General features: G+C 72.2%; 11 protein-coding genes, 1 tRNA gene and 1 pseudogene. 12 read left to right on the forward strand and 1 reads right to left on the reverse strand.

Annotated elements, in window-relative coordinates; translation table 11 throughout:
- Positions 1–16 precede the first annotated feature (16 nt).
- The 6 genes from KSK32_RS16225 (at position 17) to KSK32_RS16250 (ending at position 5,913) form a co-directional block, all read left to right on the forward strand.
- Entirely contained in the window at positions 17–922 is a 906-nt protein-coding gene (locus tag KSK32_RS16225; RefSeq protein WP_216936138.1) for a TatD family hydrolase, read from the forward strand.
- A 79-nt stretch (positions 923–1,001) separates the two neighbouring features.
- Positions 1,002–1,871: a 16S rRNA (adenine(1518)-N(6)/adenine(1519)-N(6))-dimethyltransferase RsmA gene (gene rsmA, locus KSK32_RS16230; protein ID WP_216931975.1), complete on the forward strand. Its 870-nt coding sequence runs from the start codon at positions 1,002–1,004 to the stop codon at positions 1,869–1,871.
- Positions 1,872–1,957: 86 nt separating this feature from the next.
- The gene (locus KSK32_RS16235) at positions 1,958–2,911 is read left to right on the forward strand and encodes a 4-(cytidine 5'-diphospho)-2-C-methyl-D-erythritol kinase (protein WP_216931976.1); all 954 of its coding nucleotides are present in this window, start codon (positions 1,958–1,960) and stop codon (positions 2,909–2,911) included.
- Between the two features lie 66 nt (positions 2,912–2,977).
- A complete protein-coding gene (locus tag KSK32_RS16240; protein ID WP_216931977.1) occupies positions 2,978–4,777 on the forward strand; it encodes an ABC-F family ATP-binding cassette domain-containing protein in 1,800 nt (599 codons plus the stop codon).
- A 97-nt stretch (positions 4,778–4,874) separates the two neighbouring features.
- On the forward strand, positions 4,875–5,330 hold the full coding sequence (locus KSK32_RS16245) for a DUF4383 domain-containing protein (protein ID WP_216931978.1): 456 nt from the start codon (positions 4,875–4,877) through the stop codon (positions 5,328–5,330).
- A gap of 115 nt (positions 5,331–5,445) precedes the next feature.
- A complete protein-coding gene (locus KSK32_RS16250; protein ID WP_216931979.1) occupies positions 5,446–5,913 on the forward strand; it encodes a DUF4383 domain-containing protein in 468 nt (155 codons plus the stop codon).
- A gap of 6 nt (positions 5,914–5,919) precedes the next feature.
- Here KSK32_RS16250 and KSK32_RS16255 read toward each other — a convergent pair whose 3' ends face one another.
- Positions 5,920–6,588, reverse strand: coding sequence for a TetR/AcrR family transcriptional regulator (locus KSK32_RS16255; protein ID WP_091049478.1), 669 nt, complete (start codon positions 6,586–6,588; stop codon positions 5,920–5,922).
- Between the two features lie 72 nt (positions 6,589–6,660).
- Between KSK32_RS16255 and KSK32_RS16260 the strand changes: the two genes are divergently transcribed.
- From KSK32_RS16260 to pth, 6 genes and pseudogenes are all read left to right on the forward strand, one after another.
- Complete coding sequence (locus tag KSK32_RS16260; protein ID WP_216931980.1) at positions 6,661–7,401, forward strand: resolvase; 741 nt, start codon at positions 6,661–6,663, stop codon at positions 7,399–7,401.
- A gap of 47 nt (positions 7,402–7,448) precedes the next feature.
- A tRNA-Gln gene (locus KSK32_RS16265) sits at positions 7,449–7,519 on the forward strand.
- A 73-nt stretch (positions 7,520–7,592) separates the two neighbouring features.
- Positions 7,593–9,116: pseudogene (glmU, locus tag KSK32_RS16270) on the forward strand (bifunctional UDP-N-acetylglucosamine diphosphorylase/glucosamine-1-phosphate N-acetyltransferase GlmU); the annotation flags it as partial.
- A 56-nt stretch (positions 9,117–9,172) separates the two neighbouring features.
- Positions 9,173–10,153: a ribose-phosphate diphosphokinase gene (locus KSK32_RS16275; protein WP_030501163.1), complete on the forward strand. Its 981-nt coding sequence runs from the start codon at positions 9,173–9,175 to the stop codon at positions 10,151–10,153.
- Positions 10,154–10,438: 285 nt separating this feature from the next.
- Positions 10,439–11,134 carry a 50S ribosomal protein L25/general stress protein Ctc gene (locus tag KSK32_RS16280; RefSeq protein ID WP_216931981.1) on the forward strand — a complete coding sequence of 232 codons (696 nt, stop codon included), beginning with the start codon at positions 10,439–10,441 and terminating at the stop codon, positions 11,132–11,134.
- Between the two features lie 100 nt (positions 11,135–11,234).
- A complete protein-coding gene (gene pth, locus KSK32_RS16285) occupies positions 11,235–11,825 on the forward strand; it encodes an aminoacyl-tRNA hydrolase (protein WP_216931982.1) in 591 nt (196 codons plus the stop codon).
- Positions 11,826–11,852 lie beyond the last annotated feature (27 nt).

The raw sequence follows: 11,852 nt of genomic DNA on the forward strand, positions 1-11,852 counted from the left end.
ACCGGGCCGGTGTGTGATGCTGGCCGCGATGACCGAGCAGACCGAGACCCGCAAGCAGCGCGCCGCCCGCCGGGCCGGGGAGTTCCCGCCCGCCCCCGAGCCGCTGCCCGTACCCGTGCCGGACAGCCACACCCACCTCGACATCACCGTCGGCGAGTTCGGCACGCCTCCCGGCGGCGCATCCGGCGACGACCCGGTGGCCGCCGCGATCGACGTCGCCGCCCGCGCCGGCGTGGACCGCCTCGTCCAGGTCGGGGTGGACGTCGACTCGTCCCGGTGGAGCGCCGACGTGGCCGACCGGTACGCCCCGGTGCTCGCCACCGTCGCACTGCACCCGAACGAGGCGCCCCGGCTGACCGACCTGGACGAGGCGCTGCGCGAGATCGAGACGCTCGCCGGGCGGGACCGCGTCCGGGGCGTCGGCGAGACCGGCATGGACTTCTTCCGTACCGGCGAGGAGGGGCGGGCCGCGCAGGAGGAGAGCTTCCGGGCGCACATCGCCATCGCCAAGCGGCACGGCAAGGCGCTCGTCATCCACGACCGGGACGCGCACGCCGACGTGCTGCGCGTCGTCGATGACGAGGGCGCTCCGGACACCGTGGTCATGCACTGCTTCTCCGGCGACGCCGACTTCGCCCGCGAGTGCGTCCGGCGCGGCTTCCTGCTCAGCTTCGCCGGCACCGTCACGTTCGGCAGCGCCGCCGCGCTGCGCGAGGCCGCCGCCGTCACCCCGCCCGCGCAGATGCTCGTGGAGACCGACGCGCCCTACCTCACCCCGATGCCGTACCGGGGGCGGCCCAACGCGTCGTACCTGATTCCGCTGACGGTCCGCTTCCTCGCCGGGACCACCGGCACCGACCTGGACGCCCTCTGCGCCGCCCTCTCCACCAACGGTGAGCGCGCGTTCGGCCCGTGGCGTTAAGAAGGGGCCCCTCCATATCGCGAGGCGTTAAGAAGGGGCCCTTCCTTCCCCGCGGAAGGGGGCGCTTACGCTACGGGGCGTGACCGGACTCCTCGGCCCGGCGGAGATCCGGGAACTCGCCGCGCGCCTCGGCGTCACGCCGACCAAGAAACTCGGCCAGAACTTCGTGCACGACCCGAACACGGTGCGCCGGATCGTCACCACCGCCGGGCTGACCCCGGACGACGTGGCGCTGGAGGTCGGCCCTGGGCTCGGCTCGCTCACGCTCGCCCTGCTCCCGGTCGCCGCGCACGTGCACGCGGTGGAACTCGACCCGGCGCTGGCCGCCGCGCTGCCGGAGACCGCCGCCCGCTTCGCCGGGACGGCCGCCGGGCGGCTCACCGTGCACCCGGCCGACGCGCTGCGGGTCACCGCCGCCGATCTGGGCGGCCCGGCGCCGACCGCGCTGGTGGCGAACCTGCCCTACAACGTCGCCGTGCCGGTCGTGCTGCACCTGCTCGCCGAGCTGCCCACGCTGCGCCACGGCCTGGTGATGGTGCAGAAGGAGGTCGCCGACCGGCTCGTCGCCGGTCCCGGCTCCAAGGTGTACGGCATCCCGTCGGTCAAACTCGCCTGGTACGCCCGCGCCCGAGCCGCCGGCAAGGTTCCGCCGAACGTGTTCTGGCCGGTGCCCAACGTCGACTCCGGTCTGGTCGCGTTCACCCGGCGTGAGCCGCCCCGGCCGGACGTACCCCGGAAGACCGTCTTCGCAGTCGTCGACGCCGCGTTCGCGCAGCGCCGCAAGACGCTGCGGGCCGCCCTGGCCGGCTGGGCCGGCGGCGCGGACCGGGCCGCCGCCGCGCTCACCGCCGCCGGCGTGGACCCGGGCGCCCGGGGCGAATCGCTCACCGTCGAGCAGTTCGCCGCCATCGCCGCGTCGGCCCCGGACGCCCCCGGCGGCGAGCAGTAGGCTGGCGCCGTTGTCCGACCCCTCGCCGAGGAGCTGACCGTGCCGAAGCCGTTCGACATCCGCCCACGTCCGGTGGAGTCCGCCCGGTGACCGAGGCATGGCGACCGGAGGACGAGGACGGGCAGCGGCGCGGGTCCAGCGGCCCGGTCAAGGTGCGGGTGCCCGCCAAGGTCAACCTGCATCTCGGCGTCGGACCGCTGCGGCGTGACGGCTACCACGAGTTGAACACCGTCTACCACGCGATCTCCATCTACGACGAGCTGACCGCCCGCCGTGGCGACACGCTCACCCTCACCATGGAGGGCGAGGGCGCCGGCGAGCTGGCCCTGGACGACACCAACCTGGCGCTGCGCGCCGCGCACGCGCTCGCCGGCTACGCGGGCGTCGCCCCGCACGCCCGGCTGCACCTGCGCAAGCAGATCCCGCTCGCCGGCGGGCTGGCCGGCGGCAGCGCCGACGCCGCCGCCGCGCTGGTCGCCTGCGACACGCTCTGGGGCACCGGGCTGTCCCGCGACGAACTCGCCGGCATCGCCGCCGACCTCGGCTCCGACGTGCCGTTCCTCATCCACGGCGGCACCGCGCTCGGCACCGGCCGGGGCGAGGCGGTCAGCCCGGTGCTGGCTCGCCCCACCTCCTGGCACTGGGTGGTGGCCATCGCCGACGGCGGCCTGTCCACCCCGGCCGCGTACCGGGAACTGGACCGGCTGCGCGACACCGGAGCCGCCGGCACGCCGCTGGGCAGCACCGACGCGCTGCTCGCCGCCCTGCGCCAGCGTGACCCCCGGGTGCTCGCCGCCACGCTCGGCAACGACCTCCAGGACGCCGCGCTGACCATGCGCCCGTCGCTGGCCGAGACGCTCAAGGCCGGCGAGGCCGCCGGCGCGCTCGCCGGTATCGTCTCCGGCTCCGGTCCCACCTGCGTCTTCCTCGCCACCGGCGAGGCCGACGCGGTCCGGATCGCCGCCGAGATCACCGCCGCCGGGGTGTGCCGGGAGGCCCGCGTCGCGCACGGTCCGGTCGCCGGCGCCCGCGTCGTCTGACGCCCCGTACCCTTGACTCAGGCGTCCCGGGCCCCCGGGACGCCTGAGTCGTGAAGGGTGGGGTCAGTGGCCAACATCGTCAACCTGGACCGGGTGTCCAAGGGGTACGGCGCCGCCGGGCCGCTGCTCACCGACGTCTCGCTCGGCCTCGACGACGCCGACCGGGTCGGCGTGGTCGGCCTCAACGGCGCCGGCAAGTCGACGCTGCTGCGGCTGCTCACCCGCACCGAGGAACCCGACGACGGCCGCGTCACGCACCGCCGCGACCTGCGGGTGGCCTGGCTGCCGCAGCGCCTCGACCTGGCCCCCGAACTGACCGTGCGGGACGTCGTGCTCGGCACCGCCTGGCTCGGCGAGAGCATGGGCGCCGAGCACGAGTGGGCCGGCGACGCGGGGGTGCGCGCCATCCTCGACGGCCTCGGCATGCCCCACCTCGGCCTGGACACGGCGGTCGGCCCGATGTCCGGTGGCGAACGCCGGCGGGTCGCGCTCGCCGCGCTGCTGGTCCGCGACGCCGACCTGCTCGTCCTCGACGAGCCCACCAACCACCTGGACGTCGGCGGCGTCGACTGGCTGGCCCGCCACCTCGTCACCCGCAAGGGCGCGCTCGTCGTGGTCACCCACGACCGCTGGTTCCTCGACGCCGTCTGCACCAGCACCTGGGAGGTCGCCGACCAGACCGTCCGGGCGTACGAGGGCGGCTTCGCCGCCTGGACGCTGGCCCGCGTCGAGCGGCAGCGCGTCGCCGCCGCCACCGAGGCCCGCCGGCAGAACCTGCTCCGCAAGGAGATCGCCTGGCTGCGCCGGGGCGCCCCGGCCCGCACCTCCAAGCCCAAGTTCCGCATCGACGCGGCGAACGCGCTCATCGCCGACGTGCCGGAACCCCGCGACACCATGTCGCTGCAACGACTCGCCACCGCCCGGCTCGGCAAGCAGGTGTACGACCTCGAACACGTCCGGCTGCACGCCGGGCCGAAGGAGATCCTGCACGACACCACCTGGCAGGTCGGCCCCGGTGACCGCGTCGCCGTCCTCGGCCACAACGGCGCCGGCAAGACCACCCTGCTGCGGATGCTCGCCGGGGTGACGGACCCCGACGGCGGGCGCTTCGCCGCCGGGCAGACCGTCCGGCCCGCGTTCCTGTCCCAGGAACTCGCCGAACTCCCCGGCCACCTGCGCGTGCTGGAAGCCGTCGAGGAGGTGGCCCGGCGCGTGCAACTCGGCGACCGGGAGATCAGCGCCGCCCAGCTCGCCGAGGTCTTCGGCTTCGACGACAGACGGCTCTGGACCCCGGTGAGCGACCTGTCCGGCGGCGAGCGCCGCCGCCTCCAGATGCTGCGGCTGCTCGCCGGGGAACCCAACGTGCTGCTGCTCGACGAGCCCACCAACGACCTGGACACCGACACGCTCGCCGCGCTGGAGGATCTGCTCGACTCGTGGCCCGGCACGATCGTGGTGGCCAGCCACGACCGCTACCTGATCGAGCGGGTCACCGACGTCGCGTACGGCATGTTCGGTGACGGCCGGCTGGTGCACCTGCCCGGCGGCGTCGACGAGTACCTGGCGCGCGCCGCCGCGGCCGGCGGCCCGGCGCCCGCCGACCTCACCCCGGGCACGGCGGCGCCGGCCCGCGAGGGCATGTCCGCGGCCGAGGTACGCGTCGCGAAGAAGGAACTCAACCGGCTGGAACGGCAGATCGCCAAGCTCGAACAGAAGGAGGCGGGCCTGCACGAGCAACTCGCCGCGAACGCCACCGACTACGCCCGGGTCGCCGAGCTGGACGCCCAGCTCAAGGAGGTGCGGGCCGAGCGGGACCGCACCGAGGAGACCTGGCTGGCCCTCGCCGAGGAGCTTCCGGCCGGCTGACCTGCCGGCGAGGTGGGGGGTGTGCGGCGTCACTGTCCGGCGTACGGGACAATCACCGGTGGAACCCTCGTCCGAACGGTCTTTTGGAGACGCAGAGATGGCCCACACCCCCGTCAACCACCCCGCGCGGCCGATCTACCGGGCGATCGGCGGGCTCGTTGGTCTGTACTTCGTCGTCTTCGGCGGCCTCGGCGTCATCGCCAGCGCCGGCAACGACTTCCTCGCCCAGGACGACACCAAGGTCCTCGGCCAGGGCACCAACATGGCGTTCTCGCTGCTGTCGGTGCTCCTCGGCGTCGTGATCCTGGTCGGCACCGCGATCGGCCGCAACCTCGACGTGGCGATCAACCAGTGGCTGGCCTACACGCTGATGGTGGTCGGCCTGGCCGCGCTGGCGTTCCTCCAGACCGACGCCAACATCTTCAACTTCTCGATCATGACCGACGTCGTGGTCCTGACGCTGTCGCTGGTGCTCCTGATGGTCGGCATGTACGGCAAGGTCGGCACCGACGACGAGCACGAGGCCTGGCAGAAGGCCCGCCTGGTGCTCTGATCCCGCCTCGTACCGAAGGCCCGGCGCGCTGCGCCGGGCCTTCGCTGTTCTCCGGACGGGAGCGGACAACCCGGGCGACAATGACCCCGAATCAGTCACACGGCTGGAGGGCATCATGGCGCACTTCCCGGTGAACCACCCCGCACGGCCGCTCTACCGGGTGCTGTCCGGGCTCATCGGCCTCTACATCCTGATCTTCGGTGTCTTCGGCGTCTTCCAGACCTGGGGTGAAGGACTGTTCGGCCGGGACAGCGACTGGGCGCTCGGCCTGCGCACCAACCTGGCCTTCTCGCTGGTCTCGGTGGTCTTCGGTGCGGTCCTGCTGGTCGGCGCGTCCCGTCGCGACAACCTCGGCCACTACATGAACCTCACCGCCGGGGCGGTCTTCCTGGTCACCGGCATCCTGATGATGTCGGTACTGCAGACCCCGGCGAACTTCCTGAACTTCTCGATGTCGACGGTCATCGTGTCGCTGCTGTTCGGGCTCGTCCTGCTCGCCACCGGCCTGTACGACAAGGTCGGCACACCCGAGCACGAAGAGGAGGAACGGCAGCGCCGCTACCACCCCATCGGCGAGCGCTGAGGCGGCTCAGCCGCGGGGGATCGGCCCCGGCTTCGACTCCAGGTGCGACAACCCGTTCCAGGCCAGGTTCACCAGGTGCGCCGCCACCGTCTCCTTGCGCGGCTTGCGCACCTCCAGCCACCAGCGGCCGGTCAGCGCCACCATGCCCACCAGCGCCTGCGAGTAGAGCTCCGCCAGTTTCGGGTCGTACCCCCGGATGGAGAACTCGCCCGCCAAGATGTGCTCCACCTGGTGCGCCACGTCGTTCATCACGCTGCTGAAGTTGCCCGTCGCCGACATCAGCGGGGACTCCCGGACCAGCACCCGGAACCCGCTGGTTTCCTCCTCGATGTAGGTCAGCAGCGTCAGTGCCGCCTGCTCCAGCAGCTCCCGTGGGTTGCCCGCGGTCAGCGCCGTGGTGACGCGGTCCAGCAGGGCGCGGACCTCCCGGTCCACCACCACCGCGTAGAGCCCCTCCTTGCCGCCGAAGTGCTCGTAGACCACCGGCTTGGAGACCTTGGCGCGCGCCGCCACCTCCTCGATCGAGGTCGCGTCGAAGCCGCGCTCGGCGAAGATCTGCCGGGCGATCGAGATCAACTGCTCGCGTCGCTGCGTCGCGGACATCCGCACCCGGGAGGGCTTCGCCGCCGGCACGGGCCGCCGCCGGGCGCGTTCGCTGCCGGAAACGTCGGTCACCCGTCCATCCTGCCAGGCGCGACGCTCGCGGTCAGACCGGTCGCTGTCGTACACAGGTTCTAATCTGCGCCGGTGACCATCGATGACGAGTCCGACACCCGCCCGCCTCCTTATCGAGGCTGGAAGCCGGAGCTGCACGCGCAGGCGCTAGCCCTGCGACGGGCCGGCTGTCCGGTGGGGGAGATTGCGAGGGTGCTCGACGTCTCGAAGTCCACGGCATGTCTGTGGACTCGGCATCTGCCGCTGGATCCGGAGCTGGTGCGCCGCCGGCGGCGAGCCGCCCAGCGGGCGCGCGCCGACGCTCAGTGGAACGCGCACCGGGTGGCACGGGACTCGGCCCGGGCCGAGGTGGTGGCCGCGGCCACGGGCTGGGTCGGGCGGCTCGACCGGCGCGAGCTGTTGCTGATCGGGGCGGCGATCTACTGGTGTGAAGGTGGCAAGGCGAAGCCCTGGCGCCCGAACGACTGCAGGATCAAATTCGTCAACAGCGATCCACTGCTGGTGATGCTCTTCCTGCGCTTCCTGGATGCCGTCGAGGTTCCGGTCCAAGACCGAAGGTTTCGAGTGAGCATCCATGAGACGGCGGACGACGCGGCGGCGGTGCGGTGGTGGGCGGCCCGCGTGGGCGTGCCTGCGGAAAGCTTCCAGCCCACCACGATCAAGAGGCATCGGCCGCTGACTGGGCGCAAGAACGTCGGCGTCGACTACCACGGCTGCCTGACCGTGTACGTCGTCGGCGGTGTCCGGCTCTACTGGCGGATCGAGGGGATCATGAAAGGAATGAGCGATGAAGATCCACCTCGTGGCCGGTAAGGTGTAGGCAGCCGGCGGGCAGGTTACTATTTGCCCGTTTTCGACCATCCCGGGTCGTCTAATGGCAGGACGTCAGGTTTTGGTCCTGATTATAGGGGTTCGAATCCTCTCCCGGGAGCTTCTGCTGTTTGCCCTCCGTCGCGTGGTTAGCATGACCGCGAGACTGTCGCCGTCCCGACGGGAGCCACGTCGTGTCCCAGCCCCACCTCCGCACCGTTGTCGTGCTCGCCGCCGGTGAGGGCAAGCGGATGAAGTCGTCCCTGCCCAAGGTGCTGCACCCGCTGCTCGGCCGTACCCTGCTCGGTCACGTCCTCGCCGCGGCCGGTCCGCTCGGCGCGGACCGCACGGTGGTCGTGGTCGGCCACGGCGCCGACCAGGTCCGGGAGCACCTGTCCGAGGTCGCCCCGGGTGCCACGCCGGTGCTCCAGGAGCGCCAGCTCGGCACCGGGCACGCGGTCCGCATCGTCCTGGACGCGGTGCCGGACGCCTCCGGCACCGTCGTGGTGATCAACGGCGACGTGCCGCTGCTGCGGCCGGAGACGGTCCAGGCGCTCGTCGAGGCGCACGAGGACGCCGCCGCCGCGGCCACCGTGCTCGCCGCCGAGGTGCCCGACCCGACCGGCCTGGGCCGGATCGTGCGGGACGTGCAGGGGCAGCTGGAGCAGATCGTCGAGGAGCGCGACGCCACCCCCCAGCAGCGCGCGCTGCGGGAGATCAACGCGGGCATCTACGCGTTCGACGCGGCCCGGCTGCGGGAGGCGCTGGGCAAGCTCTCCACCGACAACGACCAGGGCGAGGAGTACCTGACCGACGTCTTCGCGCTGCTGCGCGACGCGGGGGAGCCGGTGGCGGTGCACCGCGCCGCCGACCATGTGGAGACGCTCGGCTGCAACGACCGGGTCGAGCTGGCCGCGCTGCGCCGGCTGCTGCGGGACCGGGTGAACGAGGGCTGGATGCGTACCGGGGTCAGCATCCTCGACCCCCACACCACGTGGATCGACGTGACGGTGACCGTCGAGCGGGACGCGGTGATCGACCAGAACACGCAGCTCCAGGGCGCCACGACGGTCGGCGAGGGCGCGCTCGTCGGCCCGGACACCACGCTCGTCGACACGGTGGTGGGCGCGGGCGCGAGCATCGTGCGCAGTCACGCGCTCGGCGCCGAGGTGGGCCCGCAGGCGAGCGTCGGCCCGTACGCGTACCTGCGTCCGGAGTCGCGGCTGGGCCGCAAGGCGAAGGTCGGCACGTTCGTGGAGACCAAGAAGGCGTCGATCGGTGACGGGTCGAAGGTGCCGCACCTGTCGTACGTGGGCGACGCGACGATCGGCGACCACAGCAACATCGGCGCGGCCACCGTTTTCGTCAACTACGACGGGGTACGCAAGCACCACACCACCATCGGCAGTCACGCCCGTACCGGAGCGGACAACATGTTCGTGGCGCCGGTTCGGGTCGGCGACGGGGCGTACACGGCTGCGGGTTCGGTGATCACCGGGGACGTGCCGCCGGGCGCGATGGCCGTGGCGCGTGGTCAGCAGCGCAACGTGGAGGGCTGGGTGCTGCGCAAGCGGGCCGGTACGGACGCCGCGGAGGCGGCGCGGCGGGCCGGTGAGGGTGAGCCGGACGCGGGCGGCGCCGCAAGCGAAGGTGACTGAATCCACGGGGATCGGCGGGCCGTGGGTGGATCGCTGAACCGGGGGCATACTGCAACCGAACAGTCCCCGGCCCCACCGCCGCCGGGTACCACCGACATACGGGAGCAGACGGGCCCATGGGCAGCATCGTCGCCGAGAACCGCAAGAGCCTGATGCTCTTCTCCGGGAGGGGTTTTCCGGAGCTGGCCAAGGAGATCGGTGAGGTGCTCGGCGTCGCGCCGACGCCGGCCGACGCGTACGACTTCGCCAACGGCGAGATCTTCGTACGGTACAAGGACTCGGTCCGTGGCTCGGACGCCTTCGTGGTGCAGTCCGTGACGCACGGCGTGAACACCTGGGTCATGGAGACCCTGATCATGGTCGACGCGCTGAAGCGCGGCTCGGCCAAGCGGATCACCGTGGTCCTGCCGTTCTACCCGTACGCGCGGCAGGACAAGAAGCACCGCGGCCGGGAGCCGATCTCGGCGCGCCTGATCGCGGATCTCCTGAAGACCGCCGGCGCGAACCGGATCCTGACCGTGGACCTGCACACCGCGCAGATCCAGGGCTTCTTCGACGGCCCGGTGGACCACCTGTTCGCGATGGACGTGCTGGCCGAGTACGTGGAGCACAAGTACGCGGGCCGGCCGATGACGGTGGTCGCGCCGGACTCGGGCCGGGTACGCGTGGCCGAGCGCTGGACCGACCGGCTGGGCGGCTGCCCGCTGGCGTTCATCCACAAGACCCGCGATCCGCTCAAGCCGAATCAGGTGGTGGCGAACCGGGTGGTCGGTGAGGTCGAGGGCCGGGTGTGCCTGATCGTGGACGACATGATCGACACCGGTGGCACGATCACCAAGGCGGCGGACATCCTCAAGGAGCAGGGCGCGGCGGAGATCGTGGTCGCCTCGACCCACGCGCTGCTGTCCGACCCGGCGACGGAGCGGCTGAAGAACAGCCCGATCAGCGAGGTCGTGGTGACGAACACGCTGCCGCTGCCGTCGGAGAAGCAGCTGGACAAGCTGACCGTGCTGTCGATCGCCCCGCTGCTGGCGCGGGCGATCCGGGAGGTCTTCGACGACGGCTCGGTGACCACCCTGTTCGGTGGCCTGAGCTGAGCACGCCGGTCCGGCCGCCGGAGAGTCTCCGGCGGCCGGGCCGATGCCCTGCGGACCCGGCGGGGCGGTGATATGGGGGACTGCCGGAGAGCCGGGAAATCCCTCGGGTAGACTGGTGCGGTTGCCACGGCGAGGGTGCCCGGCGGGCTGCTGACAAGCACCGCACGGAGGCGCCGTCATCGACGCGGTGCTCCGGGCGGTCGTTCATGACCCTAGCCCCAGCGAGCCCCTCGCCCAGCACCGCCAGACGACAAGCCGCCGCAGCGAAGCATCAGGAGTTTCCCCGTGTCCGAGGTAAAGATCAGCGCCGAGCCCCGTACCGAGTTCGGCAAGGGTGGTGCCCGTCGTACCCGCCGGGCCGGCAAGGTGCCCGCCGTGCTGTACGGCCACGGCGAGAAGCCCAAGCACATCGCGCTTCCGGCGCGGGAGTTCGCCGCCGCGATCCGCAAGGGCGGCGCGAACCAGCTCTTCGCGATCGAGGTCAGCGACGGCACGCAGGTGCTGGCGCTGCCCAAGGCGATCCAGCGTGACCCGATCAAGGACACCTTCGAGCACGTGGACCTGCTGCTGGTCCGCCGGGGCGAGAAGGTCACCGTCGAGGTTCCGGTCCAGCTGACCGGTGAGGCCGCGAAGGACACGCTTATCGTGCACGACCACGACACGCTGTCGGTGACCGCCGACGCGACCAAGGTGCCGGACCACCTGGAGGCGTCGATCGAGGGCGCCGAGGTCGGCACCCAGATCACCGCCGCCGACGTCGAGCTGCCGGCCGGCGTCGAGCTGGCCACGGACGCGGAGACGCAGGTCGCCTCGGTGACCGCCGCCCCGACCGCCGAGCAGCTCGAGGCCACCCTGCCCGAGGTCGAGGAGGCCACCGAGGAGGCCGAGGCCGAGGTCGGCGAGGAGACCGCCGAGGCACCCGAGGGCGCTCCGGCCGCCGAGGGCGAGGAGACCCCGGCCGAGGCGAAGACCGAGGCCTGACCGGTCCGCAAGGCTGTGCGACAGGCGTCCCCGGTTCCCGGGGGCGCCTGTCGGCGTATCGGGACGGCTGGTCGGGCGAGCGAGCGGGAAGGGGCGTCGGGTGACGGACGAGGCGGGGCCGTGGCTGGTGGTCGGCCTGGGCAACCCCGGCCGGGAGTACGCGCACAACCGGCACAACGTCGGGTTCATGGTCGCCGACCTGCTGGCGGGCCGCGTGGGCGCGAAGTTCGGGCGGCACAAGCGCGCGATGGCCGAGGCTGCCGAGGGGCGGCTGGGCTTCGGCGGGCCGAAGCTGGTGCTGCTGAAGCCGTTGACGTACATGAACCTCTCCGGCGGTCCGGTGGCCGGGCTGGCGCAGTTCCACAAGATCCCGCCGGCGCACGTGATCGCGGTGCACGACGAGCTGGACATCCCGTACGGGCAGGTGCGGGTGAAGTGCGGCGGCGGCGAGGGTGGGCACAACGGCCTGCGCTCGATGTCCAAGTCGCTCGGCACCAAGGACTACGTGCGGGTGCGGTTCGGCATCGGGCGGCCGCCGGGCCGGCAGGATCCGGCCGACTACGTACTCTCGGATTTCTCCTCGGCGGAGCGCAAGGAGCTGGAGTTCCTGGTGGACCGCGCGGCGGACGTGGTGGAGTCGGTGGTTCTGAAGGGCGTGGAGCCGACGCAGAACCTGTACCACGGGGGTTGACCGGCGAGGCGGAGCCCGGCCGGTAGC

Origin of the sequence: Micromonospora sp. WMMB482, assembly GCF_019038635.1 — a bacterium.
Lineage (GTDB): Bacteria > Actinomycetota > Actinomycetes > Mycobacteriales > Micromonosporaceae > Micromonospora > Micromonospora marina.

Coding starts and splice junctions, on each gene's coding strand:
- KSK32_RS16225 (WP_216936138.1), top strand. CDS start 17: ATGCTGGCCGCGATGACCGAGCAGACCGAGACCCGCAAGCAGCGCGCC.
- KSK32_RS16245 (WP_216931978.1), top strand. CDS start 4,875: ATGGCCCACACCCCCGTCAACCACCCCGCGCGGCCGATCTACCGGGCG.
- KSK32_RS16250 (WP_216931979.1), top strand. CDS start 5,446: ATGGCGCACTTCCCGGTGAACCACCCCGCACGGCCGCTCTACCGGGTG.
- KSK32_RS16275 (WP_030501163.1), top strand. CDS start 9,173: ATGGGCAGCATCGTCGCCGAGAACCGCAAGAGCCTGATGCTCTTCTCC.